The organism is Nocardia sp. NPDC004415 (assembly GCF_053602435.1).
Map to the genome: position 1 here is coordinate 1 of NZ_JBSGDP010000078.1, position 26,512 is coordinate 26,512.

Annotated in this window: 18 protein-coding genes and 1 pseudogene; 10 read left to right on the forward strand and 9 right to left on the reverse strand. The window is 72.0% G+C overall.

Annotation, left to right across the window (positions count from 1 at the left end; all coding sequences use genetic code 11):
• Positions 1-280: 280 nt before the first annotated feature.
• Entirely contained in the window at positions 281-1,120 is an 840-nt protein-coding gene (locus ACWEMY_RS26400) for a hypothetical protein (protein ID WP_452392193.1), read from the forward strand.
• A 13-nt stretch (positions 1,121-1,133) separates the two neighbouring features.
• On the opposite strand, the gene ACWEMY_RS26405 is transcribed toward ACWEMY_RS26400, so the two are convergent.
• From ACWEMY_RS26405 to ACWEMY_RS26425, 5 genes are all read right to left on the reverse strand, one after another.
• Positions 1,134-2,216 carry a hypothetical protein gene (locus ACWEMY_RS26405; RefSeq protein ID WP_452392194.1) on the reverse strand — a complete coding sequence of 361 codons (1,083 nt, stop codon included), beginning with the start codon at positions 2,214-2,216 and terminating at the stop codon, positions 1,134-1,136.
• Positions 2,213-2,908 (reverse strand): acireductone synthase, encoded by a 696-nt coding sequence (mtnC, locus tag ACWEMY_RS26410; RefSeq protein ID WP_452392195.1) that lies wholly within the window; start codon positions 2,906-2,908, stop codon positions 2,213-2,215. The genes ACWEMY_RS26405 and mtnC overlap by 4 nt, the downstream gene beginning before the upstream one ends.
• Positions 2,905-3,480 carry a 1,2-dihydroxy-3-keto-5-methylthiopentene dioxygenase gene (locus tag ACWEMY_RS26415; protein WP_375929607.1) on the reverse strand — a complete coding sequence of 192 codons (576 nt, stop codon included), beginning with the start codon at positions 3,478-3,480 and terminating at the stop codon, positions 2,905-2,907. The genes mtnC and ACWEMY_RS26415 overlap by 4 nt, the downstream gene beginning before the upstream one ends.
• Before the next feature lie 4 nt (positions 3,481-3,484).
• Positions 3,485-5,161, reverse strand: a complete 1,677-nt coding sequence (mtnA, locus tag ACWEMY_RS26420) for an S-methyl-5-thioribose-1-phosphate isomerase (protein WP_452392196.1) — start codon at positions 5,159-5,161, stop codon at positions 3,485-3,487.
• Between the two features lie 151 nt (positions 5,162-5,312).
• Positions 5,313-7,736, reverse strand: coding sequence for an arylsulfatase (locus ACWEMY_RS26425; RefSeq protein WP_452392197.1), 2,424 nt, complete (start codon positions 7,734-7,736; stop codon positions 5,313-5,315).
• A 274-nt stretch (positions 7,737-8,010) separates the two neighbouring features.
• On the opposite strand from ACWEMY_RS26425, the gene ACWEMY_RS26430 reads away from it, so the two are divergent.
• The 5 genes and pseudogenes from ACWEMY_RS26430 to ACWEMY_RS26450 all read left to right on the forward strand — a co-directional run bounded on the left by ACWEMY_RS26430 (position 8,011) and on the right by ACWEMY_RS26450 (position 13,412).
• Positions 8,011-9,588 (forward strand): ABC transporter substrate-binding protein, encoded by a 1,578-nt coding sequence (locus tag ACWEMY_RS26430; protein WP_452392198.1) that lies wholly within the window; start codon positions 8,011-8,013, stop codon positions 9,586-9,588.
• The gene (locus ACWEMY_RS26435) at positions 9,585-10,544 is read left to right on the forward strand and encodes an ABC transporter permease (RefSeq protein WP_452392199.1); all 960 of its coding nucleotides are present in this window, start codon (positions 9,585-9,587) and stop codon (positions 10,542-10,544) included. The genes ACWEMY_RS26430 and ACWEMY_RS26435 overlap by 4 nt, the downstream gene beginning before the upstream one ends.
• Positions 10,541-11,401 (forward strand): ABC transporter permease, encoded by an 861-nt coding sequence (locus ACWEMY_RS26440; RefSeq protein ID WP_452392200.1) that lies wholly within the window; start codon positions 10,541-10,543, stop codon positions 11,399-11,401. Before ACWEMY_RS26435 ends, ACWEMY_RS26440 begins: the two co-directional genes overlap by 4 nt.
• Positions 11,398-12,168, forward strand: a pseudogene (locus ACWEMY_RS26445) (ATP-binding cassette domain-containing protein); the annotation flags it as partial. The gene ACWEMY_RS26440 and the pseudogene ACWEMY_RS26445, both read left to right, overlap by 4 nt.
• Before the next feature lie 137 nt (positions 12,169-12,305).
• Positions 12,306-13,412 (forward strand): ABC transporter ATP-binding protein, encoded by a 1,107-nt coding sequence (locus ACWEMY_RS26450; protein WP_452392201.1) that lies wholly within the window; start codon positions 12,306-12,308, stop codon positions 13,410-13,412.
• A gap of 50 nt (positions 13,413-13,462) precedes the next feature.
• Here ACWEMY_RS26450 and ACWEMY_RS26455 read toward each other — a convergent pair whose 3' ends face one another.
• From ACWEMY_RS26455 to ACWEMY_RS26470, 4 genes are all read right to left on the reverse strand, one after another.
• Complete coding sequence (locus tag ACWEMY_RS26455; RefSeq protein WP_375929600.1) at positions 13,463-13,618, reverse strand: hypothetical protein; 156 nt, start codon at positions 13,616-13,618, stop codon at positions 13,463-13,465.
• Between the two features lie 184 nt (positions 13,619-13,802).
• Positions 13,803-15,548, reverse strand: a complete 1,746-nt coding sequence (locus tag ACWEMY_RS26460) for an NTP transferase domain-containing protein (RefSeq protein ID WP_452392202.1) — start codon at positions 15,546-15,548, stop codon at positions 13,803-13,805.
• A 203-nt stretch (positions 15,549-15,751) separates the two neighbouring features.
• Positions 15,752-16,042, reverse strand: coding sequence for an MGMT family protein (locus tag ACWEMY_RS26465; RefSeq protein ID WP_278263453.1), 291 nt, complete (start codon positions 16,040-16,042; stop codon positions 15,752-15,754).
• Positions 16,043-16,046: 4 nt separating this feature from the next.
• Entirely contained in the window at positions 16,047-16,838 is a 792-nt protein-coding gene (locus ACWEMY_RS26470; protein ID WP_452392203.1) for an alpha/beta fold hydrolase, read from the reverse strand.
• Between the two features lie 115 nt (positions 16,839-16,953).
• On the opposite strand from ACWEMY_RS26470, the gene ACWEMY_RS26475 reads away from it, so the two are divergent.
• The 4 genes from ACWEMY_RS26475 (at position 16,954) to nudC (ending at position 26,426) form a co-directional block, all read left to right on the forward strand.
• Positions 16,954-20,625, forward strand: a complete 3,672-nt coding sequence (locus tag ACWEMY_RS26475; RefSeq protein WP_452392204.1) for an ATP-dependent helicase — start codon at positions 16,954-16,956, stop codon at positions 20,623-20,625.
• Positions 20,622-24,272 (forward strand): ATP-dependent helicase, encoded by a 3,651-nt coding sequence (locus ACWEMY_RS26480; RefSeq protein WP_452392205.1) that lies wholly within the window; start codon positions 20,622-20,624, stop codon positions 24,270-24,272. The genes ACWEMY_RS26475 and ACWEMY_RS26480 overlap by 4 nt, the downstream gene beginning before the upstream one ends.
• 181 nt (positions 24,273-24,453) lie before the next feature.
• Positions 24,454-25,509 (forward strand): potassium channel family protein, encoded by a 1,056-nt coding sequence (locus ACWEMY_RS26485; protein ID WP_452392206.1) that lies wholly within the window; start codon positions 24,454-24,456, stop codon positions 25,507-25,509.
• 23 nt (positions 25,510-25,532) lie between these two features.
• On the forward strand, positions 25,533-26,426 hold the full coding sequence (gene nudC, locus ACWEMY_RS26490) for an NAD(+) diphosphatase (protein ID WP_452392207.1): 894 nt from the start codon (positions 25,533-25,535) through the stop codon (positions 26,424-26,426).
• Positions 26,427-26,512 lie beyond the last annotated feature (86 nt).

A 26,512-nucleotide genomic window follows, 5' to 3' on the forward strand; every position in this document is an offset into this window, starting at 1 on the left:
ATGTTGTCCTGACAAGACGACTCGGCTCGTCAAGGCGATCGGAGTACTGCAGGACCGCGAGCGTCAGGCCGAGGCAGCAGGATGAAAAAGGCTCACTGGCCGGTGGTGGTACCTCACCGGGGGACGACGGTTTCCGGGTCCCGGTGGACAAGAGTGTTCCTGGTCGATTGGATGAGAAGTGCACCGATATTCATCTCGAATCGGAAAACGGGGAACACAGATGAGGGTGACCGAGCAGGGGCAGGACGCTCACATAAGTCTGGCGGCGGCGGGTGACAGCGTGTCGGACACATTCGCGGTCTGCGACGCGGAGGGGAGAGCGCTCTGGTACGGCCCCTTCGTCGAGGCCGATACCGATCATCCACGCGGCGATCGGCTCGCCGCGACCATGGGCGCGGCGGGTCGCGCGATCTGGCTGGCCGGGCGCGCCGGCGAAGACCTCGCGCTGTCGGGGGCCACCTTGCATCTGACGGTGAGCGAGCCGGGACTCGACGTGGTCACCCTGGCCTGCACCGCGTCGATGGCCGGGCTGGCGCTCGACATCATTGTCACCGACGACAATCCGGCACTGGACTGGTGCCATGCCTTCGGCAGGCTGGACTGGACCGCGGGCCCGCTCACCGGCCTGGTCGACCCCGCCGAAGCGCAGGCGACCCCGGCCCTCCGGTCGATCTCCGGTGGACTCGACCAGCAGACCGAATCACAGGAAAGGCCGCTCATGCCCGAACACGCTCACGATCCCTGGACGGAACTGCGCTCGGCCCTGGAGAGCCTGCTGCTGCACGACGCGATCGGCATGGACGCGAAGATGCGTCACGCCGTGGCCGCGGTCGTCCATCTCGCCGTCGACACCCCGCACGGCCCGCCCGAGGACGCCGCGGAGTTCCTCGGCCGCCTCGACGCCTCCTGGCTGGTGGCCGCCTGGCTCGGCCACGACACCGAACTCTCGCTCATCGCCACCCTGGCCGCGGGCGAGATCCCGGCGCTGTCGTGGTGCGAACTGATGTTCACCACCACGCTCGCCCCGTGGTCGACCGGTCCCGTCGCGGTCCACGCCCGCCGGGTGTTCGCGACGGTGCAGCGCGGCAAGCTGGGACCGGTCCGCGCCCACGTCGGCTGAAAACTGTTGCGCGTCAACGCTCCACGACGGTGACGCCGAGCTCGCGCAGCCGGGCGACGACGTCCGCGGGCACGAGTTCGCGGGGGAGTACGGTCAGGCCGCTGATGTTCGTCACGACGGCCACGTCCCGGCGCAGGGCGAGGGTGGTGATGTCGGCGTAGCGGGTGCGCAGCAGATGGGTCCGGGTCTGGTAGACCAGGGCATCGGCGCCGAACTGGGTGGCCAGGACCGACCCGGGAACCGCGTGCCGGACGGTCCGCGCGGCCTCGGGCCCGGGCCTGCGGATCGCGCGGACGGTGCCGTAGACCATGATCGCGAACATCAGGATCGGCAGCGCCGTCCAGCCGGGCCCGACCAGCCAGCCGATCAGTCCGGTGGTGGCGACGGCGCCGAGGCCGAACCGGATCAGGACCCCCGGCCGGGCGAGTGGTTCGCGGATCTCCGCGGCGAACAGGGTGCGCGCGGTGGTCTCGTCGGCGACCAGCGCCGCCTGCGGGTGCAGCAGGGTGGGCAGTGGCGGCAGTGGTGGTGGAGCGCCGTGCTGGGGATTGCCGCGATGCCAGATCAGGTGGCGCAGGTACTCGGCCATCGGCGCGGGGAACAGTTCACGCGGGAAGGTGAGCCGCAGGCGGTTGTCCACCCGCAGCGCCACGACCGCGCCGGAGGTGCGGACCGCGCTGATCCGTTCGTAGTCCAGCCGCACGTAGGAGTGCGCGTCGCCGATATCGAGCGCGTCGGGCCCGAGCTGGACCGCCATGGTCGCGCCCGGCGCGCAGATCACGTCGAAGGACCGGCGCAGCCGCCGCCGGGCGGTCACGTAGCCGAGCACGGGTGTGCCGATGCCGACCACCGGTGCCGCGACGGCCAGCAGCCACATCTCGCCGATGACCGCCATCGGCACCAGCACGATGAGCGCGAGGACGAGCGTGAACAGCGGACCCGGACGCAACGCGACCCGGAGCGCACCCTGGTTCGCCAGCCGCGCGGCGGTGCCCGGCACCGCGGTGAACACGGTGTGGGGACGCGGCGGGAGGGGCAGTGCGGGCGCCGGCTGGACCCACCGGGCGTCGACGACGGGTGCTCCCGGCAGGGTCATCGGCGAGGTCCGGTGACGTCGACGTCGGCGAACGAGCTCACCCAATGATGCGGTGGCCGTGGCTGATTCGGCTCACCGGGCCGGTGCACCCCGACCACCTGCCAGCCCGCCGTGACGGCCGCGTCGAGCTCGTCGGGGTGATCGGACAGGAACAGGATCTCCGCGGCGGGCACCACGATGCTCTCGGCGATGAGGTCGTAGGACGAGGGCTCGCGTTTCGGGCCCGCGCTCACCAGGTCGTAGTGGCCCGCGATCAGCCCGGACAGGTCGCCCGGTTCGGCGAAGGTGAACCAATCCCGTTGATTGCGTTCCGATCCCGAGGAGTACACGTACAGCGTGAGCCCGGCGTCGTGCCAGGCGGCCAGCGCGGGCGCCACGTCGGCGAAGAAGCGGCCGTGCAGCGCGCCCGCCCGGAAGCCCTGCGCGCAGATGGCGCCCTGGGCGGCCTTGAGCGGTTCGGCCTTCACATCCGATTCCAGCCAGCCACGCAGGATCTCGGCGACGCGCTCCGGGTCGGCGTCCGGCTCACCGGCCAGCTCGCGGGTGCCCGCGAGGACGGGATCGGCGGCGCCGCCGATGTTCTCGGCCAGCCAGGCGGGCAGCCGGGCGGCGGTGTAGCCGTAGAGGTCGGTGCGAACCGAGTCGGTGGGGCTGGTCGTGCCCTCGATGTCGAGGACGATCGCCCGGGTCACGAGGCGGCGAGCAGGTCGTCGAGGGTGGGGAAACCCGCGCTGATCTTGTCGCCGGTGAAGTCGCCGATCCAGCCGTCGGCCTCCTCGAAGAAGCGGATGGCGATGAAGTCGGGGGTGGTGCCCATGTCGAACCAGTGCAGGGTGCCCGCGGGGACCGAGAGCAGATCGCCCGCCTCGCAGACGGTGGCCAGCACGGCCTCGCCCAGGTGCAGGTAGAAGCAGCCGCGACCGGCGGCGAAGAAGCGCACCTCGTCCTCGGCGTGCCGGTGCTCGTCGAGGAACTTGGCGCGCGCGCCCGCTGCGGTGGCGGGCCAGTCGGGGTTGTCGGCGTCGGGGTGGATGCGCGCGATGTCGATGTGCCGGTACCGGCCCGAGGCATTGAGTTCGGCGATCTGCGGGGCGTAGTGGGCCAGCAGGGTCTCGGAGTCGGTGGTGGCGGCGTCGTCGAGCACGGGCCAGTGCGAGTAGGCGATGCCGTGCTTCGCCAGTTCGGTGCCGATCTCGGCGGTGTCGGTGGTGCGCACGCGCACCTCGGTGGCGTCGCCGGCGGCCATCACTTGCAGCAGGGTCATGTGTCTATCCGATCTCGGGAGGCAAGGCAGCGGTGGTGCGCCCGGTGCGGGCGATCAACTCGCACAGGGCTTCCAGGCATTCGGCGCGGTCGCGCGCCTGGGACAGAGTGTCACCCCAGGTGGTGATGCCGTGCCCGGTGATGCACAGAATCGGTGGGGCGGAAGGGTTCTCGCGCAGGAAGGCTTCGATGTCGGCACCGATGCGCGGCACGTCGGGCCAGTTCGGGAACACCGGGATGCCGACGGCCGACGGATCGGCCACGCCGAAGCCCTTGAGCAGTTCGAACCCGCTGACGGGCACGATGCGCACCTGCTCGGCCGACGGCACCGCCGTGGTGGCGAAGGCGGTGGCGAAGGGGGAGTGTACGTGCACCACGGCGCGCGCGCCGGTGGTGCGATAGACGGCGGTGTGAATGCTGGTCTCCGCGGAGGGTTTCCGGTGCTGCCCCGGCCGTGCGGTCGTATCGGCGATGGCGACGCGCACCATATCCTCTTCGCCGAGTTCACCTTTGGACAAGCCGCTGGCGGTGATCAGGGCGTCGTCGGCCACGCGCACCGAGATATTGCCCGCCGTTCCCGGCATCCACCCGCGCCCGTAGAGCTGCCGCGCGATGGCGGCGATCGCCCCGGCCGGCTCGGCCGTAGGACGGTCCGTATTGCGGTAGACGACACCGGTTTCGGTGACCACGGCGGTCACCAGGTCGGCCGGGGTGACGTCGAAGGCCGGGTTGAAGACGGCGGTGCCGGCCGGGGCGGTCTCGACGCCGCCGAATCCGGTGACCTCCGGGGCGGCGCGCTGCTCTACCACGATCTGCGCGCCGGTGGCCATGGCGGGGTCGCGAGTGGATTCGGGGGCGACCACGATGAAGGGGATGCCGTGGTGGCGGGCGGCCAGGGCCAGGGCGAAGGTGCCGATCTTGTTGGCGACATCGCCGTTGGCGGTGATCCGGTCGGCACCGACCAGGACCGCGTCGACCTGGCCGGTGGCCATGGCCCAGGCGGCGGCGGAGTCGATGGTGAGCCGGTGCGGGATGCCCGCCTCGGCCAGTTCCCAGGCGGTGAGCCGGGCGCCCTGCAGCAGCGGGCGGGTCTCGTCGACGATCACGTCGGCGACCGCCCCGCGCTCGTGCAGCACCCGCAGCGCGCCGATCGCGGTACCCACCGCGCTGGTGGCCAGGCGACCGGTATTGCAGTGGGTGAGCAGGCGCAGCGGCCGGTCACCGCACAGGCGCTGCACCAGGTCGGCGGCGTGGGTGGCGGCGGCGAGGTTCACCCGGCCGTCCTCGGCGAGCAGGTCCAGAGTCTCGGCGAGCACCGCGTCGGCACCGTCGGCGATCCGGGCCCGTACCCGCTGCACCGCCCACATCAGATTCACCGCGGTCGGCCGGGCCGCCGCGATCCGATCCGCCTCGGCTTGCACCGCGGCCACATCGACCACGCCCGTCGAGCCTGCCTCCGCACCACTGACCGCCGGACCGGTCGTGTGGGCGCGCGTCGCGATGACCACACCGAAGGCCCCCGCGATGCCGATCGCCGGGGCACCGCGGATCGCGAGGGTGGTGATCGCGTCGATGATCTGGTCGACGGTCTCCAGGCGCAGTTCGCGCACCTCGTGCGGCAACCCGCGCTGGTCGATGGTGAGCAGTGCTCCGTCATCCCAGGTGAGCGAGCTGTCGTCCATCCTCGTCCTAACCTCACGTCCGGCGTAGTAGTGCCTGGTCAACGGTATCCGACCCCACCCGACCGTCACCCCCGGCCCCGGACAGGTGATCACCCGCTGTGGCGGCCGTGTCCGGGGCCGACCCTGTTCTTCGCGGTCGGAGAGCGCGGGTCTACTCGGCGACGTACTCCGCCTCCCGTTCCACGGCGTCGATGGTGGTCTGCGGGACCTGGATGGGGCCGGGGGTGTAGGTGACGGCCCGCAGCGCGCCGGTGTAGCGGAAGGCGCCGCGGCGTTCGCGCAGGTCCCACGACACCGGGCCGCGCGCGTCGACGCCGACCGAGATGCCGGTCCACGGTGCCATGCCGACGAGCTGCACCTGATCGGTGAGCTCGGCGACCGCGACCCCGTCGGCTTCGACGACGAAGTCCCAGCGCAGGTGCGGCCGGATCGCCGCGCGCACGGTGATCACCCTGGTGCCGCTCGGCAGCGGGGCCGCCACCGAGGCGTAGCGGCCGTAGCTGTTGACACCGAACACGACCTCGTCGTTCTCGACATAGAGCAGGTACCCGCCGAGCGGATCACCGTGCGCGACGAGGACACCCTCGTCCCCCGCACGGAATCCCTCGCTCACCGGGACGGCCTCGGCGTTCCGGCCCGCCGCGTCCGCGCTGCCGGAGGTGCCCACACTGTTCGGTGTGGCGCCGGTCGCCGGGGTCGCCCCCGGGACCCGTCGACCGGTCAGGTCGGCGGTGATGGTGAAGTCGCGGTAGGCGATGAGTCGCTGGGAGCGGTAGCGCTCCAGTGTGGGGGTGCCGGGCAGGAGCCGGACCGGTGCGGCGAAGCGGGCCTCCTCGGGGCGGCGGCGGAACAGATCGGCGCGGGTCAGCAGCGGGAACACCGTGTTCGCCCAGGCTGATTCGTCCCAGGCGGCGGCGAGTTCGGCGGCCTTCTCGGGATACTCCGCGGACAGGTCGTGCAGTTCGGTGGGGTCGGCGCGCACGTCGAACAGCTGCCAGTGCGGTGCGTCGATATCGGCGTCGGCCTCGTGCAGCGAGAGCAGTTTCCAGCCGTCGCGGTAGAAGCCGCGGTGACCGGTCATCTCCGAGTACTGCTCGGTGTGCCGGGTCGGTGCGACCGGATCGCGCAGCAGGTCGGCGGCCGAGACGCCGTCGAAGTCCTTGGCGGGCAGCCCGTTACGCACGCTGGGTCGTTCCAGTCCGGCCAGCTCCAGCAGGGTCGGGGCGAGGTCGGTGACGTAGGCGTACTCGTGGCGGATGCCCGCGTCGGCCTCGGTGCGCGGCAGTCCCTTCGGCCACGACACGATCAGCGGCACCCGCACGCCACCGGCGAAGGTCTGGCCCTTGTAGAACCGGAACGGGGTATTGGACGCCTGGCCCCAGCCGCGCGGATAGTGCACGCCCAGCCTCGCGGTGCCGATCAGGTCCTCGTCGTGCGGCACGTCGCCGATCCACTCCGGATCGTCGATGTGCGCGAACTCGGCGAAGTAGGAGCGGGTGCCCTCCGGGCCGCCCTCGGCGGTGCCGCCGTTGTCGGAGGTGAACACGATGATGGTGTTGTCGAGTTCGCCGAGATCCTCGAGCAGGTCGACGATGCGGCCCAGGCTCTGGTCGATGCTGTCGACCATGCCCGCGTACACCTCCATGTACTTGGCGTAGCGGCGCTGCTCGTCGGCCGAGAGCGAATCCCATTCCGCTGCTTCGTAACCCGGCTCGGTATTGCGCGGCTTCTGCTGGGTGCCCGGCGGGAACAGGCCCTGCGCGAGCTGCTCGGCGAACCGCTTGCGGCGCAGCTCGTCCCAGCCCTCGGCGTAGCGGCCCCGGTATTTGGCCTGGTCCTCCGGCTTGGCCTGGAGCGGGCCGTGCATGGCCACGTGCGCGAAATAGAGGAAGAACGGTTTGGTGGCGTCGTGGGCACGCAGGTCCTTGATGTAGGACAGCGCCTTGTCGGTGAGATCGTCGGTGAGGTAGTAGCCCTCCGGGTATTCCTCGACATCGACCACCGAGCTGTCGGAGACCAGCTGATTCGGGTAGTAGAAGGAGTTCAAGCCTTCCAGCGATCCGTAGTAGCGGTCGAAACCGCGCTGGGTGGGCCAGGAATCGCGGTGCGCGGCCGGGTTCATCGTGGCGTCGCGCACCAGGTGCCACTTGCCCACCGCGTAGGTGGCGTACCCGTTGCCGCGCAGGATCTCCGGCAGGGTGAGCACGTCGTCGGCCAGTTCCAGGCGCAGGCCGGGGTAGCCGGGATCGGCATTGGCGACGAAGCCGAAACCCGCACGGTGGGAGTTGATCCCGGTCAGCAGCGCCGCGCGCGAGGGCGAGCACAGCGGGGTGGTGTGGTAGTTCGACAGCCGCACCCCGCGCTCGGCCAGCCGGTCCAGCGTCGGGGTCTCGATCTCGGAACCGAACGGGCCGATATCGCTGTAACCCATGTCGTCGACGAGGACGACGACGATGTTGGGCGCACCGGCGGGCGCGGTCGGCGGAGAGGTCCACTGGGGCGACGACCCGGCGGACGTGCGCGCGGCCTTGCCGCCGAAGGATTCGTAACCACGGGCATGGGAGGGGACTGGCATACTCGCAGTAAATGCGGAATTCCCACAGGTCACCAGGGTTATATGCACGGTGCGCGCAATCGGTGACCGCCCCGGGCACACCTTGTTAGCGTTCCAGCCATGCCCACGAACCAGCCCGCCGCTCCCTGCGAGGAGCGCACGCAGGACCCGTCCTGCTGCTGTTCGTGTCGCGTCCCGCGCGGCTGACCCGCCGCGGTGTGCGGCCGTGTCGAGCCGACTGTTCCCCCGCCCTGCCGGTGCGTGCGTACGCGCCGAATCCTCGAGGATCCTCACGATGAGCTCTACCCCCGGCGGCTTCGACCGCCGTAACTTCCTGCGCGCCGGCGGGATCGCCGCCGCCGCCATCTTCGGTGGCGCGGCGCTGGCGGCGTGCACCTCGGCCGTCCAGGAACAGAAGGCAGGCGGTGACGACGCGACCCCCGTGCGCGGTGGCACGCTGAAGGTGGGCATCCGCGACGACCTCGCCCCGGCGAACCTGCTCACCAACACCGGCGCCACCCCGGTGCTGATCGGCCTGGTCTACGAATCGCTGCTCCGCTACCCCAACGACAAGCTGGAACCGCAACCGCTGCTGGCGAAGTCGTGGCAGCTCGCCGCCGACGGCCGCTCGCTGAGCCTGGACCTGCGCGACGACGTCACCTTCCACTCCGGGCGCCAGTTCACCGCCAAGGACGTGGAGTTCTCGATCCGCACCTACGCCGACGCCAAGTGGTCGGCGCAGCTGCGCAGCAGCGCCGCGGCGGTCACCGGCTTCGACATCGTCTCGCCGACCCGGATCACGTTGCAGTTCGCGCACCCGCTCAGCAATGTCTACGACCTGCTCGACACCGTGCCTATCCTCGACAGCGAGAGCATCGACCAGCTCGGCAGCGGCGAGAAGTACATCGGCACCGGGCCGTTCAAGTACGTGCAGCGAATTCCCAACTCGCAGATCGTCTTCGAGAAGAACCCCGCCTACCGGGTGCCCGACCGGCCCTACCTGGACCGGGTGGAGGTCTCGATCATCGCCGACCCGCAGGCCCTGCTCAACGCGCTCAAGTCCGGCCAGATCTCGCTGGCCAGGGAACTCAACTATCGCGACACCGAGAACCTTGCCAAGTCCGGCGGGTACAAGGTCCACGATCTCGAGGGTGCCGAACTGCAGGCGTATGTGGGCGTGAACGTCACCGAGCCCGCGCTGGCCGATGTGCGCATCCGCCAGGCCATCGCCTTCGCGCTGGACCGCGAGCGCATCATCGCCGAGGTGTTCCGCGGCTCGGGCTACCCGCTCAATGTGCCGTGGCCGAAGAACTCGCCCGCCTACGACGAGTCGCGCAACACCCGCTACAGCCGCGATGTCGGCAAGGCGAAAGCGCTTGTCGCGCAGGTGGGTAAGCCGCCGGTGCTGCCGCTGACCTTCGCTCCCGGCTACGACGAGCTCGCCCAGATCGTGCAGGCCAATCTGGCCGAGGCGGGCATCGAGGTCACCCTCGATCCGGTCGACGGCGCCACCTTCGTCAAGCAGCTCACCGGCCAGCAGTTCCGCGGTCTGTGGGTCACCGACCACTCGTGGGCGCAGTTCGTGCCCTCGACGCTGACGGTGAGCGCCTACCCGTTCAACGCCCGGCGCAATGCCTCCCGCTACGACTCGCCCGCCTACACCGCGGCCGCCGACGCGGCCTGGAAGCTGCCGCAGGGCACCGGGCCCGAGGCCGTGCGGGCCTTCCAGGCTGTCAGCGACCAGTTGCTCGAGGGCCTGTTCCTGATCGAGATCGGGGTGCGTTACCAGCAGTTCGCCGGGTCGAACAAGGTGCACGGATTCGGCTGGACCAAGCGCAGGGAAACCCTGCTCACCGACACCTTCCTGTCATGACGGGCTATGTGCTGCGCCGGCTGCCCTCGGCACTGCTGGTGCTGTTCGGCGCCTCGGTGCTGATCTTCCTGCTGCTGCGCCTGGTGCCCGGCGATCCGGCCACCATCCTCGCGGGCAATGACGCGACCCCGGAATCGATCGCGGCCATCCGCCACCAGCTGGGGCTGGACCGGTCGATTCCGGTGCAGTACCTGAGCTGGCTGGGCGACCTGTTCACCCTCGACCTGGGCCGCTCCTACATCATCGGCGGGCAGATCACCGACCTGGTCGGCCGCGGTCTGACCAACACCCTCGTGCTCACGGTGAGCGCGCTGGTGCTGGCCGTGGTGGTGAGCCTGGCGGTGTCGCTGGCCTCGGTGCTGTGGCCGAGCAAGTGGCTCAACAGTGTTGTCGCCGCGGCCAATACGGTCGCGGTGGCCCTGCCGACCTTCGTGGTGGGCCCGCTGCTGGTGCTGGTGTTCGCGGTGGCGATTCCGGTGTTGCCCGCCGGTGGGGTGCCGCCGGACGGGTTCATCGCCCGCCCCGATATCGCGGTGCAGTACCTGCTGCTGCCCGCTATCTGCCTGGCGCTGCCGGTGGCGGCGGCGCTGACCCGCTTCCTCACCGAATCGCTGCGCACCGAACTCGGCAAACAGTATGTGCTGACGGCCCGTTCGCTCGGCGTCGCGCACCGCGAGATCGTCACCAGGGGCGCGCTGCGCAACGCGCTGCCGACCATGCTCACCGTGCTCGGCCTGCAGACCGGGCAGCTGCTGGGCGGGGCCGTGCTGGTGGAGGCGGCCTTCGTCTGGCCCGGCATCGGGCAGCTCATCGAACAGGGCATCAGCCGCCGCGACTATCCGGTGGTGCAGGTGCTGTTGCTGCTGTCGGTGGCGGTGTTCGTCATCATCCAGCTGCTCACCGATATCGCCCACGCCTGGCTCGACCCGCGCGTCCGGATCGGAGGAAAGGCATGACCGCGACGAAAACCGCTCCGGTGCAGGTCGATTCGGTTCGCCGCGCTGGGCTGTCCGCCGCCCTGACCAAGGGGCAGGGGCTGGCCGGAGTGCTGCTGATCGCGGTGATCGCCCTGCTGGGTGTCTTCGCCGGACTGCTCACCTCCTACGACCCGCTCACCCAGATCCCCGGTGCCAACCTGCTCGGCCCCGGCGCCGAACACTGGCTCGGCACCGACCATCTGAACCGCGACGTGGCCGCCCGCGTGCTCGCCGGTATCCGCATCGACCTGCTGATCGTGCTGATCGCGGTGCCGATCGGCGCGGTGATCGGCTCGGTGGTCGGGCTGCTCGCCACGGTGAACCCGTGGGCCGATGTGGCCGTGCAGCGGGCCTTCGACCTGATCCTGGCCTTCCCCGCGCTCATCTTCGCCATCGCGCTGGCCGCGATCACCGGACCCGGCTGGCACGCGGTGGTGATCGTCATCGTGGCCACCGAGATCCCGCTGTTCGGCCGCCAGATCCGCACCGCCGTGCTCGCGGTGCGCGAGCAGCCCTTCGTCGAGGCATCCGAGGTGATCGGCGCCGACACCTGGTGGACATTGCGCAAGCACGTGCTGCCCAATGTGCTCGAGCCGCTCGGGGTGCAGTTCGCGCTGTCGCTGTCGATGGCGGTGTTCATCGAGGGCGCCATGAGCTTCATCGGCATCGGGGTGCGGCCGCCGCAGCCCTCGCTCGGCGCGCTCATCGGCGAATCGATCGCCAATCTCGACGCCAACCCGTGGATGGCGATCGGGCCGCTGACCGTGGTGGCCGGGCTGACGCTCGGCTTCCTGTTGATCGCCCAGGCCCTGGGCCGGGCAAGGAGAACAGCATGAGCACCGCGCCGGTACTCGACATCGATGAACTGTCCGTGCTCTTCGGCACGCGCACCGTGGTCGACGGGGTGAGCCTGCGGGTCCACCGGGGCGAAGTGGTCGCGCTGGTCGGCGAGTCCGGGTCGGGCAAGTCCCTCACCGCGCGGTCGGTGCTGGGTCTGCTGCCCGAGACCGCGCACGCGACGGGCTCGGTCCGGCTGGCCGGCACCGAGGTCGTCGGGGCCACCGAATCGGCGCTGCGCGAGTTGCGCGGCACCGCGGCGGCCATGGTGTTCCAGGAACCGCAGACCGCGTTGAATCCGGTGCAGAAGATCGGTACCCAGCTCGCGCAGGCCCTGCGCGCGCACGGCGTCACCGACAAGGCGGCCGCGAAGGCCCGTGCGATCGAGCTGCTCGCCGCCGTCGACCTGCCCGAACCCGAGCAGCGCCTGGACTGGTACCCGCACCAGCTCTCGGGCGGGCAGAAACAGCGTGTGGTCATCGCCCTGGCCCTGTCCGGCGACCCGGCCCTGCTCATCGCCGACGAACCGACCACGGCCCTGGATGTGACGGTCCAGGCCGAGATCCTCGACCTGCTGCGCACCCTGCAACGCGAACGCGGCACCGCCACACTGTTCATCACCCACAACCTCGGTGTGGTCGCCGAGATCGCCGACCGGGTGGTGGTGATGAACGCGGGGCGCGTGGTCGAGGAGCAGACGGTGTTCGGGCTGTTCGCCGAGCCGGGCGAGGAGTACACGCGCACCCTGCTCGCCGCGGTGCCGCGGTGCCGCGATTGCCCGCGGTGACGGTGCGGGGTGGTGTGCGTGCGGTCGATTCCGTGCCGTCGGCCGAGGCCGAGACGATCGGTGACTCGGGTGAGTCTGTGGAATCGGAGGGTGCAGAGCACGGCGAGAGTGCTGGCGTGGCCGGCGATGACGTGCCGGTGGGTGGCCCGGTGGCCGCGGAGAGCGCGGGGCCGACCGACGGTGCCGCGCTCGCCGATGGCGAGGTGGAGAACGATCGCCCGGCAGCCGAGTCGGATCGTGCGGTAGCACCGGCGGATTCGGCGGATGAGGGGCCGTCGGGCGAGGCCGGCGCGGTGGTACCCGGGGTTCGCGGTTTGCTGCGGCGGGTGGTGTTGCGGGGGCCCGCGGTGGTGGCCGAGAAGGGGGGCGGTACCGGGGAGCGCGAGTACGCGGAGGTACTACGGATCGACGAGCTGTCGGTGGTGTATCCGGGCAGTCACGGTGGCGCGGAATTCCCGGCGCTACAGGATGTCTCGCTGAATCTCGGGCCGCGCGAGGTGCTCGGGCTGGTGGGTGAGTCCGGGTCGGGGAAGTCGACGCTCGGACGCACGGCGCTCGGGCTGGTGCCCGCGACCTCGGGAACGGTGACCCTGCAAGGGGTTTCGCTGGCGGGGTTGTCACCGAGGGAGCTGCGGGGGCTGCGCAAACACGTCGCGCTGGTGCATCAGGATGTGAGCGCCTCGCTCGATCCGCGCCGCAGTGTCGAGGACGCGATCGGGGAGCCGCTGCGGGTGCACCGGGTGGCCTCGGGTGCGTTGCTGCGCTCGCGGGTCGGGGACCTGCTCGAATCCGTCCGGCTGCCACGGGATTACGCGCAGCGGCGGCCCGGCGAGCTGTCCGGTGGGCAGCGTCAGCGGGTGGCGCTCGCGCGGGCGCTGGCGCTGGCGCCGCGGCTGCTGGTGGCCGACGAGCCGACCAGCGCGCTCGATGTCTCCGTGCAGGCGCAGGTACTCGACCTGTTCGCCGACCTACGCGCCGAATACGGCTTCGCGAGCCTGTTCATCAGCCACGATCTGGCGGTTGTGCATCAGGTCGCCGACCGGGTTGTGGTGCTGCGGCAGGGCCGGATCGTCGAAACCGGCGAGGTGCGCGCCGTGTTCGCCGCACCGGCTCAGGAGTACACCCGCCGCCTGCTCGACGCGGTGCCGGTGCCCGATCCGGCGACGGCTCGGCGGGGGCGGGACGAATCCGCGGCGAGCGCGCGGACGCGGGTCGGGGCCTGACGTGGACGAGCCGCCGGAAACAGTTCCGGCGGCTCGTCGACACACGGATATCAGAGATGGCCGGGGCGGCGCGGTTCACGCCGTTCGTCCTGGCCGGCTCGCGTGCCGCCCTGCATGTTCTCGCCCTGCTCCTGCCGCTGTTGCTGCTGCTGGCGCGGCATCTGCTTGGGCATCTTCTTAGGCGTCTTCTTCGACTTGTCAGCCATTCTCCACACGGTCCTTTCCGAGGGATGAGTAATTCGCCTAATGCACGTCCGACGCGGTCCGTCTTCGTGGTGCAGGGCGGGCTACGCCTGACTGGATCCACGATAGGCATCGATACGGTGCAGGGGAACAGCTGACGGCAAAATAGGGTCTCTACCTGCGCGAAAGCGGCGTGTCCATGCTTCCTCAGCAGGGGAGTGGGAGGAATTCGACGCGGTCGCCGTCGGCGGCGTCGGGTCCGACGAGCACCAGACCGTCGTAGTCGATCAGCCCGGCCAGATGCGCGGTGCGGACATTCGCCTCGCCGAGCCAGCCGCCCTCCGGCGCGTAGCGGGCGGGGGTGATGCGCTGGACCGGGCCCGCGATGGCCGCGGCATTGTGCAGGGGGCCGACGACGGTGCGCGGCGGCGGCGCTCCGGTGCGTCCGGCCACGATCGCGGGCGTCAGCGCGAGCAGCACGGCGACAGCGGCGAACGGGTTGCCCGGCAGGCCGAGCACCGTTGGGCCCGTGGGCAGTTCGGTGACGATCGTCGAACCACCCGGGCGCAGTGCGAGTCTCGGGACGAGGACGTGGGCATCGGCGCGGGCGAGCGCGGTGCGCAGCTGGTCGGCGGCGCCGCCACCGGTCGCACCGACCACCACCAGCAGATCGAAACCCTCGGTGGCGGTGAGCATCTCGTCGAAACCGTGTTCGGTGTCGCGCAGGTGCACGCGGTCGAGTACGCGCACGCCGAGTCCGGCGAGCAGGTCGGGCAGGACCGGGCCGATCGAGTCACGCGTCTGCCCGGACTGCAGGGGGCCGGTCGCGCGGATCTCGTCACCGGTCATCACGATGCGCGCCCGCACCGGGCCGCGGACCTCGGCGGTGGTGACCTCCACCGAGGCGGCCGCCGAGCGCAGGGCCGCGCTGACCCGGGTGCCCGCGGGGGCGACCACGTCGCCCGGTAGCTGGTCCTCGCCGCGTCGGCGGATGTCGCCGCGGACGGGGGTGTCGGGGCGGCGGGCGAGGTGCTCGCCGGTGATCATGGCGAATTCGTCGCGCAGTACCGAGGTGGTGCCGTCGGGGACGTGCGCGCCGGTGGCGATGCGCACCGCCTCACCCGCGCCCAGCCCGGCCGGGCGGGCCCCGCCGGCGAAGCCGATGTCGCGGCGCAGGACCCACGGGCCGTCCCCGGCGACGGCGTAGCCGTCCATCGCCGACACGTCGAAGCGGGGCAGCGCGCCCGCCGCGATCAGTGGGGCCGCCAAGGTGGCGCCGGGGACCTCGCCGAGGGCGGCCTCGTAGGCGACCAGCGGGGTCGACTCGGCCGCAAGCACGGCTCTGGCCTCGGTGAGATCGAGGCGGGTGGTCGCGCGTTCGGCGGCCAGGCGGGCGCGGGCGCGGCGGACCTCGTCCTCGGTGTCGCAGTCGCCGGTGTCGGGGAGTTCGACCAGCAGGGGGTCGGTGGGGACGATGGCCTTCATCGGCTGGTTCACCGGGGAGTCCAGTGCCGCCACGGCGGCGGCCAGGGCGGTGCGTCGCCACACGCCGACCAGGTATTGCGGGCGGCCCGCGGCGTCGATCGCGAAGACGGCGTCGGCGCTCGATCCGGCGGCGTGGCGCAACAATTCGTCGACGGTGTCGGCGGTGAGGAACGGCATGTCGGCGGCGAGCACCACGACCCACGGGGCGCCCTCGCGCGGCAGTGCGGCCAGCCCGCTCGCGATCGCGGCCACCGGCCCCGATCCGGGCGGGGCTTCGCGCACCTGGCCGATGGTGCTCGCCAGCTCCGGGCGCTGCGGCCCGACCACGACGACCGCGCCGCACTTGCCCACCGCGTCCAGCGCCACCGCGAGCATCGAGCGCCCGCCCACCACGATGGCGGGCTTGTCCACCCCGCCCATCCGGCTGGCCCGCCCACCGGCGAGCACGATCGCCTCGGCGGCGGTCATCGGTGGAGACGGAATCGCAGGATCAGCACGTCTTCGATGCTAATCGCGTCCGGCCCGGATGCCCCGCCGCGCACCCCACCCCGCGCGGCGACGCCCGCCACCGCCTCGGTCCGCGACGGTTGTGGCCTGGTCGATTCAGGCTGCGGTATCGCGGCGCGGAGTTCCGGGCTGCTGCGACGGCCGTCGTCAGGTTGAGTGGGGGCTCACAGCCGGGCCGTGCGCAGGTCGACGCGGCCGTCGGTGATGGGGACGCCCTCTTCGGCGAGCAGGCGCAGCTGGCGGGTGGCCAGGTGGGCGGCGGGGCGGCCGGAGGCGCCGAGGACGCGGTGCCAGGGCAGGTCGGCGGAGTCGGTGCGCATGATCCAGCCGACGGTGCGCGCCGAGGACAGGCCCGCGGCGGCGGCGATGTCGCCATAGGTCGCGACCCGGCCGGGCGGGATCGCGGCGACCAACGCGCGGACGCGTTCGACCTGCTCCTCCGTGGTGGCGGCCATCGCGTCAGAGCACCGCGGCGATGAGGGCGGCGGTCTCGGCGGGGCGGGCCTGGGCGACCATGTGGTCGCAGTCCCAGTCGTAGGCGGTGAGCTTCTCGCCCAGGTGCGCGGCCAGCGCCGTGCGGAACTCGGCGCTCACATACGGCGGGCTCACCTTGGCCGCGCGCACCAGCACGGTCGGCAGACCGGCGGGCGGGAGGACGGCCGGGCGCGCGAGCTGCCCCCAGTAGGAGGTGATGGCGGGCTGGAACATCCGCCAGCCCACCCGGCCACCGGTCGTGGGCACCAGGTGCTCGGCCAGTTCGCGTTCCAGGATCGCCGGGTCGACTTCCTCGGGGCCCCAGGCGCTGACGTGTTTGTCGGAGCGGGCCTCGGCGACATCGGTGTAGTCGGGGGAGGCGAGGTTGGCGGCGGCGATCTGCTCGATCAGCTTCGCGTCGATGCCCTGCGCCGGGTCGAGCAGCACGAGCGCGCGCACCAGTTCGGGGTGCTGCCGGGCCAGCCGGATGCCCGCCGCGCCGCCGAAGGAGTGCCCGACGACCACCACGGGCTCGGTGGTCTCGGCGCGCAGCAACTCGGCCAGATCGTCGACGATCGTCTCGAAATCCCACGGCGGCAGCGAGGTGGAACGGCCGTGTCCGCGCAGGTCGGGGGCGAGCACGCGAGCCTGCGGCAGATGCTCGGTGGCGAGGTTCTCCCAGCGGTTGCCGTGCCCGGTCAGACCGTGCAGGGCGAGGACGACGGGACCGTCGGCGGGGCCGAACCGGTGCACATGAAGCGAGGACACGACTGCCATTCTGGCCGGTCGCGCACCGGGGCGCAGCGTGTCCCCCGCGTGGGGTGGCGGTGGCGTGTCGGAGGGGTCTGTTGCAATAGCCGATGTGGTGCGATCGGATAGCTCGGTGCGACTTGTGCGCCGAACGACACGGGCGCCCCGGCCGCGGGCCTGGGGCGCCGCTGTCCGCGCGCTGTTCGACGAACAGGCCCAGCCCGCCCCCGCCCGGCCCGGCTGGTCGCCGTGGCAGGTGCTCGGCGGTCCGGGTACCGGCAAGACGGCGCTGCTGGTCGACCTGGTCACCGCCCGCGTCCGCGCGGGCGCCGACGCCGAATCGGTACTGGTGCTCACCCACACCAAGCACGCGGCCGCGGCCCTGCGCGACGCCATCACCACCCAGCTCGGTCCGCACGCGGGCGGCATCCCCGGCGCCAGCCGCGAACCGATGGTGCGCACGCTGCACTCCTATGCCTTCTCGGTGCTGCGCCGCCACGCCGACCTGCACGGCAATCCGCCGCCGCGTCTGCTCACCGGCGCCGAACAGGACGCGGTGCTGCGCGAAATGCTGCGCGGCGACCTCGCCGACATCGAAGCGGGCGCCACCGGGCTGTGGCCGCCGCGGCTACAGCCCGCGCTCACCCTGGGCGGCTTCGCCGAACAACTGCGCGACCTCATGCTCCGGGCCACCGAACGTGGCCTCGGCCCCGAGGACCTGATGGACCTGGGCCGCGAGCACGACAACGACGCCTGGATCGCCGCGGGCCGGTTCTTCGAGCGCTACGAACAGGCCTCCATGCTGCGCTGGTCGGTCGGCGTCACCGCGCCGGAGGCCACCGCGCCTGCCCTCGACGCCGCCGAACTCGTCGGCGCCGCCCTCGACGCGCTCGCCGGTGACCGCAATCTGCTCGCCGCCGAACGCGACCGCATCCGCTACCTGCTCGTCGACGACGCCCAGCACCTGGACCCGCAGGCGGCCCTGCTGGTGCGCGCGATCGGCACCGGCCCGGCGAGCACCGTCGTCACCGGCGACCCCGACCAGAGCGTGTTCACCTTCCGCGGCGCCGACCCGGCCTTCCTCACCGACCTCGCGACCACCCCGCAACGCCGGATCGTCCTGCGCCACAACCACCGCAGCGGCGAGCCCATCCGCCTGACCACCGCCCGTATCGCCGCCCGGCTGCCGGGCAGCGCGCGTCACCGGGTGCTGCCGGGGCAGCGGACCGAGGTGTCCGAAGACGCTGTCACCGAGCCGGATTCGGGTGAACTTCCGATCGGTCTGTTCGGTGAGGACGATGCGGACGACCCTGCCCCGTCCATGGCGCCCGAGGCGAGTGTGCGGGTGCGGGTGCTGGGGACCACCGCCAAAGAGGCGGCGCTGATCGCCGATCACCTGCGGCGCGCGCATCTGACCGACGGGGTGCCGTGGTCGGAGATGGCGGTGATCGTGCGGTCGGTGCCGTTGTCGCTGGCGCCGCTGCGGCGGGCGCTGCTGGCGGCGGGGGTGCCGGTGCGCAGGCCCGCGGTGGCCGAACCACTGGCCCGGCGACGCGGTGCGGCGTGGATGGTGCTGGCGCTGCGGGTGCTGCTGGCCGGTGACCCGTCGCGGCCCGGTTCGCGTCGGGCGATCGACGCGATGTTCTCGCCCGAGGACGCCATGGACCTGCTGTCGGGCCCGCTCGGCGGTGCCGACCAGATCGCGCTGCGCCGGTTGCGTCGCGGGGTGCGCCGTGGCGTGCTCGACCTCGAACGCGCCGGGCTCACCACCACCGATCCCGACGCCGACGACACCGAACAGTTCCTGCTGTGGGACGAGACACCGCCGCCCCCACCGGAACTGCCCGATCCCGACCCGCTGGACGACGACTGGCTCCCGCCCGAACCCGATCCGGACGACCCGCTGCGCCCCGACCCCGAACCCGCCTGGGACAGCGCCGAGGACCTCCCCGACGACATCGACCTCCTCGACGCCGAAACCCCGCCCACCGCGCCGCCGCCGGTCGCGGGCCCACCTCGGCCCGAACCGGAGCCACCGGCGGTGCCGCTCATCGACCAGTCCTCGGCGGAGATCCTGCGCGACCTGATCGTCGGGATCGGCGAGGAACGTCTGCTCGACCGGCTCACCGAGGTGGAGGCCGCTCCCTTGCAGCGGGTCCTGCGCGCGGTGCGCAAGGCGGAGGAAACCCGGTCGAGGGGGCAGGGACTCGAAGACGTGCTGTGGACCCTGTGGACGAGTTCGCGGCTGGAACGGCGCTGGTTCCGCCAGTCGCGGCGTGGCGGCGCGGCCGGTATGCAGGCCGACCGTGATCTCGACGCGGCCGTCGAATTGTTCGACGCGGCAGCGGGTTACGTCGACCGGCTGCCGCGCGCGAGCATCGAGGGATTCGTCGAATATCTGCTGCACCAGCAGATTCCGCAGCAGGGCAGGCCGCTCGCCGCCGAGGGCGAGGCCGTGTCGCTGCTCAGCGCGCACGCGGCGGCGGGCCGCGAGTGGGACGTGGTGGCGGTGGCCGCGGTGCAGGAAGGCATCTGGCCCAACCCCCGCGCGCGCGGCACCCTGCTGCACACCGAGGACCTCGTCGACCTGGTCGCCGGGGTGGACCCGGGTGCCACCACCAGCCGGGCCGCGCCGATCCTCGCCGAGGAACGGCGCCTGCTGCTGGTGGCGTGCAGCCGCGCCCGCCGCTCCCTGCTGGTGACCGCGGTCGAGTCGGCGGCGGGCGACCAGGATCTGGTGCCCTCGCGTTTCCTCACCGAACTGCTCGGCGACGACGACACCGGCGAACCCGGCGCCCTGCCGGTCGCCGATCCTGGCCGCGCCCTGGTGATGCACGCGCTGGTCGCCGAATTACGCGGCGTGGTCTGCGATCCCGGCGCCGACCCGGACCGTCGCGCCCGCGCGGCTCACCAACTGGCCCGCCTCGCCGACGCGGGGGTGCCCGGCACCGATCCCGACAACTGGTACGGCACCGCCGAACTCAGCTCCCGGCGTGAACTCTGGGACGACGACGATTCCCCCATCGGCCTGTCGCCGTCCACGGTGGAACTGCTGCGCACCTGCCCGCTGCGCTGGGCACTGGAACGTCACGGCGGCACCGACGGCGACAACCCGCACGCCCTCAAGGGCAATCTCGTGCACACCCTGGTGCAGGCGCTGGCCGGTGACGTGCCGGAGGCGCAGGTCCGCGCCGCGCTGGATCAGGCGTGGAAGGCCGTCGACCCGGCCACCGGCTGGCATTCCCGCCAGGAGCTGCGCCGCACCGAGGCCATGCTGGAGACCTTCCTCGCCTGGGTGCGGAGCACGCGCGGCGAACTCACCCAGGCCGGCGTGGAAGTACCGGTGGACTGCGTGCTGCCCGCCCGCGCCGAGGGCGAACGCGCGGTGCGCATCCGTGGACGCATCGACCGGCTGGAGCGGGATGCGCAGGGGCGCTTCGTGATCGTCGACGTGAAGACCGGCAAGACGCCGGTCAGCGCCAAGGACGTGGCCGAGCACGCGCAGCTGGCCACCTATCAGGTCGCCGCCGCCGAGGGCGCGCTGGACGAGGACGAGGACGCCGCCGCAGGCGAGCCCGGCGGCGCCCGGCTGGTCTATGTCGCCAAGCGCAACACCAGGACCGGGGCCACCGAACGCGAGCAGACCGCCCTCGACGGCGAGGGTCTGGACAAGTGGCGCACCACGATTCACGACGCCGCCGACGCGACCCGAGGGCCGGAGTATCTGGCGGTGCGCAACGACGGGTGCAGGCACTGTCCGGTCGCGGGCAGCTGCCCGGTGCAGGACACCGGACGGCAGGTGACCGACGAGTGAGCGGCGTGCGCGTCACCCCGCAGCGGCTGGCCGACGCGCTCGGTCTGCCCCCGCCTACCGACGAGCAGGCGGCCGTCATCGCGGCACCGCCCGGCCCGACGCTGGTGGTGGCCGGGGCGGGCGCGGGCAAGACCGAGACCATGGCCGCGCGCGTGGTGTGGATGGTGGCCAATCAGCTCGTCGCCCCCGACGAGGTGCTCGGGCTCACCTTCACCCGCAAGGCCGCCCAGCAGCTGACCGCCCGTATCCGCACCCGGCTGGCCCGGCTGGCGGGCGCGCCGCTGCTGCGCGAGATCGACCCGAGCGGTGCGCTGCGCACGGTGATCGCCGGGGCCGAGCCCGAGATCAGCACCTATCACTCCTACGCGGGCAGGCTGCTCACCGCGCACGGGCTGCTGCTGCCGGTGGAGCCCTCGGCCGCGCTGCTCACCCAGACCCAGCTCTGGCAGCTCGCGCACGAGGTGGTGCGCTCCTGGGACGGCGACCTCGACACCGACCGCACGCCGGTCTCGGTGACCGAGGCGGTGCTGGCGCTGGCCGGTCAGCTCGCCGAGCACCTGGTGGAACCCCAACAGCTCGCCGAGGCGCACGCCGAACTCGAGAAGCTGGTCTTCACGCTGCCACCGGGCCCGCGCCAGCGCGGTGGGCCGAAGAGGGAACTCCAGGACATCGTCACCGCCCAGCGCGAACGCGTGGCGCTGCTTCCGCTGGTCGGCCAGCTGGACGAGGCCCTCAACCGCCGCGGCGCCCTGGATTTCGGTTCCCAGATGTCGCTGGCCGCGCGCCTGGCCGTCGACCATCCCGAGGTCGCCGCCGCCGAACGCGCCCGCTTCCGGCTGGTCCTGCTCGACGAATACCAGGACACCGGGCACGCCCAGCGCGTGCTGCTCTCGGCCCTGTTCGGCGACGCCGACGCCGCCCAGCCCCACCACGCCGCGCCGCCCACCCGCCGCCGCGCCGCCGCTCCCACTCCGCTGCCGGAGAACGACACTCTCTGGTCGATGGACGAGCCGGGCTCACCGCAGACAGCCGGTGGCGGCGCGTCCGGCGACCGGGATCAGGACAGCCGCGACGACCACACCACCGGCGGTGCCGCCCGGCGTGATTCCCCGGGGGCCGGTGCCACCACGCGTCCGGCGGACGACCACGGTCAGCGTGCCGGGGCGAACGGCCGGTCACTGGCGGTGACCGCCGTGGGTGACCCGATGCAGTCCATCTACGGCTGGCGCGGCGCCTCGGCGGCCAACCTGCCGCGATTCGCGACCGATTTCCCTGTCGCACCGGATGTTCCGGCACCGGTGCTACCGCTGCTGACGAGCTGGCGCAATCCGCCCGAGGCGCTGGCACTGGCGAATCTGGTGGCCGATCCGCTGCGGGTGCGGGCGCGCGCTGCCGGGGGAGCCACGGTGGACGCGTTGCGGGCCAAGCCCGCGGCGGAGGCGGGCACGGTCGAGTTCGCCGTCACCGAAACGATCGCTCAGGAACGGGACTGGGTCGCGGCCCGGATCGCGCGGGAGTGGGCGCTGGCGCGCGAGGCCGAGGCCGAGCCGCCCACCTCGGCGGTGCTGATCCGGCGCAATGCCGATGCCGCGCCGCTCGCGGAAGCGTTGCGCGAGCAGGGATTACCGGTGGAGATCGTCGGGCTCGGTGGGCTGCTGGCCACGCCGGAGGTCGCCGATATCGTCGCCACCCTGCGGTTGATCGCCGAACCGGGGACGGGCAGCGCGGCGGTGCGGATCCTGACCGGTGCGCGCTGGCGGATCGGCGTGGCGGACCTGGCGGCGCTGGCGCGCAGGGCGCGCATGCTCTCGATCGGCAGCCTGTCCGGCGACACCGCCACCGCCATCACCGATGCCGCGGGCCTCGCGTCGGCCCTGCGCGAGGTCGCGCCGGAACCCACCGAACAGGCCGGTCTCGCCGACGCGATCGCCGATCCCGGTGCGCCGGACCAGTATTCCGACGCCGGATACACGCGCATTCTCGCGCTGAGCGAAGAACTCGCGGCTCTGCGCGAACGCAGCGGTCAGCCGCTGGTCGAGCTGGTCGCCGATGTCGAACGCATCATCGGTGTCGGTGTCGAGACCCAGACCCGGCGGGCCATCGCCGGTGGCGGCGCGGGCCGCGAGCACCTCGACGCCTTCGCCGATGTGGTGGCGGGCTACGCGGCCGACACCCGGGCCTCGCTGAGCGGGCTGCTCGCCTTCTTCACCGCCGCCGAATCCGTCGAGAACGGTTTGGAGCCGGGCGAAGTGGAGGTCGCGCGCGACCGGGTGCAGATCCTCACCGTGCACGCGGCCAAAGGTCTGGAATGGGAGGTCGTCGCCGTCCCGCACGTGAGCGGTTCGGTGTTCCCGTCGAGCACCGCCCTGAGTACCTGGCTGGGCGCGCTCGCCGAACTGCCGACCACCCTGCGCGGCGACCGCGCCCAGCCCGACGCCGCCGAGGGGGTGCCGGTCCTCGACCTCACCGGGCTCGCCGACCGCGCCGAACTCGAGCGCGCCATCGTCGCCCACAAATCCGCGCTCAAGGCCCGCAGGCTCGACGAGGAACGCCGTCTGTTCTATGTCGCGCTCACCAGAACCGAACGGGTCCTGCTGGTTTCGGCCTATCACTGGCCCGAGACCGGCAGCTCCCCGCGCGGCCCATCGGAATTCCTGCTCGAACTGAAGCAGGCCGTCGACGACCCCGACAGCCCGGCCTACGGCGCGGCCACCGTCGCCCGCTGGGACGACCCACCCGCCCCCGACGCGGTCAACCCCTTCGCCGACAACCCGCCGGCCGCCCAGTGGCCGCGCGATCCCCTCGGCAGTCGTCGCGACCCCGTCGAGCAGGGCGCCGCCCTGGTCCGCACCGCCCTCGACCGGCTGCGGGACACACCCGTCGAGCCCGCGCCCGAGGACGCCGACGACCCGGACGGCTGGGCCACCGACGTCGACGCGCTGCTGGCCGAATTCACCGCCGCCGAACTCGCCGACCAGCAGGTGGAACTGCCCGGCCAGCTCCCCGCCACGGCGCTGGTCGAGTTGCGCGCCGACCCCACCCGCCTGGCCGCGCGCCTGCGTCGCCCCCTGCCGTACCCGCCGAACCCGATGGCCCGGCGCGGCACCGCCTTCCATGCCTGGGTGCAGCAGTGGTTCGGCACCGACCAGCTGCTGGGCTCCGGCGAACTGCCCGGCGCCGCCGACGGTGCCGCCGAACTCGGGCGCGCCGACCGGGAATTGGCCGCCATGCAGGCCGCCTTCCGGCGCTCACCCTGGGCACACCGCAACCCCGTCGACGTCGAGGTCCCCTTCGAGACCAGCATCGCCGGGACCGTCATCCGTGGCCGGATGGACGCCGTGTTCGCCGAATCCGGCGGCCGCTGGATCGTGGTCGACTGGAAGACCGGCGCCGAACCCGGCCCCGCCGACGAACCCGCCGTCGCCGTCCAGCTCGCCGTCTACCGCCTGGCCTGGGCCCGCCTCATGGCCGCGCGCACCGGCGAGACCGAGGCGACGATGCTCGAACGCGTCGGCGCCGCCTTCCATTACGTGCGCACCGGCCGAACCATCGCTCCCGCGAACCTGGCCGGCCCGGCCGAACTGGCCCGCCTCATCCACGACGCCGCGCCGGAAAAGATCGACACCGATCGTCGCGAAGGACCATGAGCCGATACGCTTGCGACACCGACCGGTCCTGGACTGGTCGGCCTCTTCCGGGTTCTCGGCCGCCTCGATTCTGGACTGACGGAGCGATGGAGCGAAGCGACTGAGCGGAGGAGGGAAGAATCGAGGCCCCCAGGGCCGAGAACCCCGCGGCACCAGCCGCCAAAAAACACAGGAGCGCTGGATGTTCGGTGACACGCGCACCCCGGTCGGGTTGGGCAGCAGTCCCGACTACGCGCTGGTGGGGCTGCTGCGGATTCCCGCCACCCAGAGCAGCCCCTGGATCTCGCTGACCCGCCGCGTCCTGTTCGCGGTGCTGTTGCTGTTCACCGCGGCGACCGTGGTGTACGTCGGCCGCGACGGGTATCACGACAACAGCGGCGACGAGTTGTCGTTCCTCGACGCCATGTACTACGCCACCGTCTCGCTGTCGACCACCGGTTACGGCGATATCGCCCCGGTGACCCCGTCGGCGCGCCTGGTGAACACGATCGTCATCACCCCCCTGCGCATCCTGTTCCTGATCGTGCTGGTCGGCACCACTCTCAGCGTGCTCACCGAACGGTCGCGGCAGGCGTTCAAGATTCAGCGATGGAGGCACACCGTGCGCAACCACACCGTCGTCGTCGGTTACGGCACCAAGGGACGCACCGCGATCGACGCGATGGTCGCCGACGGGGTCCAGCTGTCCGACATCGTCGTCGTCGACACCGACGCGGTCGCGTTGGAGGCAGCGGCCGGGGTCGGGCTGGTCACCGTGCACGGGTCGGCGACCAAGTCCGATGTGTTGCGGCTGACCGGCGTGCAGCGCGCGTCGGCGGTGGTGGTGGCCACCAACCGCGACGACACCGCCGTGCTGGTGACGCTCACCGCACGCGAACTGAACAAGACCGCCAAGATCTCGGTCGCGATCCGCGAGGCGGAGAACACCCATCTGGTGCGGCAGTCGGGCGCCGATTCGGTGGTCGTGTCCTCGGAGACCGCGGGCAGGCTGCTCGGCATCTCGACCACCACGCCGACCGTGGTGGAGATGATGGAGGACCTGCTCACCCCCGAGCAGGGTTTCGCCGTCGCCGAACGCGAGGTGGAGCCGCAGGAGATCGGTGGTTCGCCGCGGCACCTGAGCGACATCGTGCTGGGTGTGGTGCGCGGCGGCGAGCTGATCCGGGTGGGCGACGCCCAGGTCGACGCGCTCGAGACCGGCGACAAGCTGCTCTACATCCGGCACACCGGCAAATAGCCGCAGCGGCTAGGCTCGACAGTGTGTCGTTCCGGCTGAAAGACGTTCCGCTGCTGTCGCGTTCCACCATCGATCGGGCCGAGCACGTCCGGCTCGACCCGGACGCGCTGCGCGAGGGGTGGGGCAAGGCGAAGGTGCTGCGTGTCGACGCGCGCGGCAAGGTGCGGGTCGAGGGCTCCGGGGTGGTGCTCGACGCGGCGCTCACGGTGGCCGCGGAGCCGGGCGCCGGCGCGGTGTTCCTCGGGGTCGCCGAGGGCGCGCACCTGTGGGCGGTGCGGGAGCCCGAGCTCGACGGCACCCTGAAGGATCTGCGGGCGCTGGGCGGCGTCGACGATTTCACCGCCGACCTGCTGGCCACCGCCTATGCCCTGTTGAACTGGCACGACCGTGCCGTATTCCACGGCGGCGACGGGACCACCACCGTCGCGGCACGCGGTGGCTGGTCGCGGCTCACCGAGACCGGCGAGGAAGAGTTCCCGCGCATCGACCCCGCCGTGATCTGCCTGGTCCACGACGGTGCAGACCGGGTCCTGCTGGCCCGCCAGCACACCTGGCCCGCGACCATGTTCTCGCTGCTGGCGGGCTTCGTCGAAGCCGGTGAATCGCTCGAGCACTGCGTGGAACGCGAGGTGCGCGAGGAAGTCGGCGTCGACCTGCGCGAGATCGAATACCTCGGCAGTCAGCCGTGGCCGTTCCCGCGCTCGCTCATGGTCGGATTCGCCGCGGTCGGCGATCCGAACCAGGAGCTGGTGTTCTCCGACGGCGAGATCGCCGAGGCGCACTGGTTCACCCGCGACGAGGTCCGCGCGGCCCTGCGACTCGGCGACTGGTCGGCCCGCGCGACCGACGCCCGCCTGCTGGTCCCCGGATCCATCTCGATCGCCCGCACGATCATCGAATCCTGGGCTGGGTCATAGCGGCGGGCGCCGCGGGTTCGCGGCCCCCGGGAGGCCCGGCGGTCAGGTGCCGCGGCTTGCTCCTTCGTCGCCTACGCCGCGGCACC

Bases quoted from the DNA above. Each gene is read 5' to 3' on its own strand.
- ACWEMY_RS26425 (WP_452392197.1), bottom strand. From the start codon at position 7,736: ATGCCAGTCCCCTCCCATGCCCGTGGTTACGAATCCTTCGGCGGCAAG.
- ACWEMY_RS26465 (WP_278263453.1), bottom strand. From the start codon at position 16,042: ATGGCCGCCACCACGGAGGAGCAGGTCGAACGCGTCCGCGCGTTGGTC.
- ACWEMY_RS26415 (WP_375929607.1), bottom strand. From the start codon at position 3,480: ATGACCCTGCTGCAAGTGATGGCCGCCGGCGACGCCACCGAGGTGCGC.
- ACWEMY_RS26440 (WP_452392200.1), top strand. From the start codon at position 10,541: ATGACCGCGACGAAAACCGCTCCGGTGCAGGTCGATTCGGTTCGCCGC.
- ACWEMY_RS26435 (WP_452392199.1), top strand. From the start codon at position 9,585: ATGACGGGCTATGTGCTGCGCCGGCTGCCCTCGGCACTGCTGGTGCTG.
- ACWEMY_RS26405 (WP_452392194.1), bottom strand. From the start codon at position 2,216: ATGACCCTGCCGGGAGCACCCGTCGTCGACGCCCGGTGGGTCCAGCCG.
- ACWEMY_RS26430 (WP_452392198.1), top strand. From the start codon at position 8,011: ATGAGCTCTACCCCCGGCGGCTTCGACCGCCGTAACTTCCTGCGCGCC.
- ACWEMY_RS26455 (WP_375929600.1), bottom strand. From the start codon at position 13,618: ATGGCTGACAAGTCGAAGAAGACGCCTAAGAAGATGCCCAAGCAGATG.
- ACWEMY_RS26485 (WP_452392206.1), top strand. From the start codon at position 24,454: ATGTTCGGTGACACGCGCACCCCGGTCGGGTTGGGCAGCAGTCCCGAC.
- ACWEMY_RS26470 (WP_452392203.1), bottom strand. From the start codon at position 16,838: ATGGCAGTCGTGTCCTCGCTTCATGTGCACCGGTTCGGCCCCGCCGAC.
- ACWEMY_RS26460 (WP_452392202.1), bottom strand. From the start codon at position 15,548: ATGACCGCCGCCGAGGCGATCGTGCTCGCCGGTGGGCGGGCCAGCCGG.
- mtnA (WP_452392196.1), bottom strand. From the start codon at position 5,161: ATGGACGACAGCTCGCTCACCTGGGATGACGGAGCACTGCTCACCATC.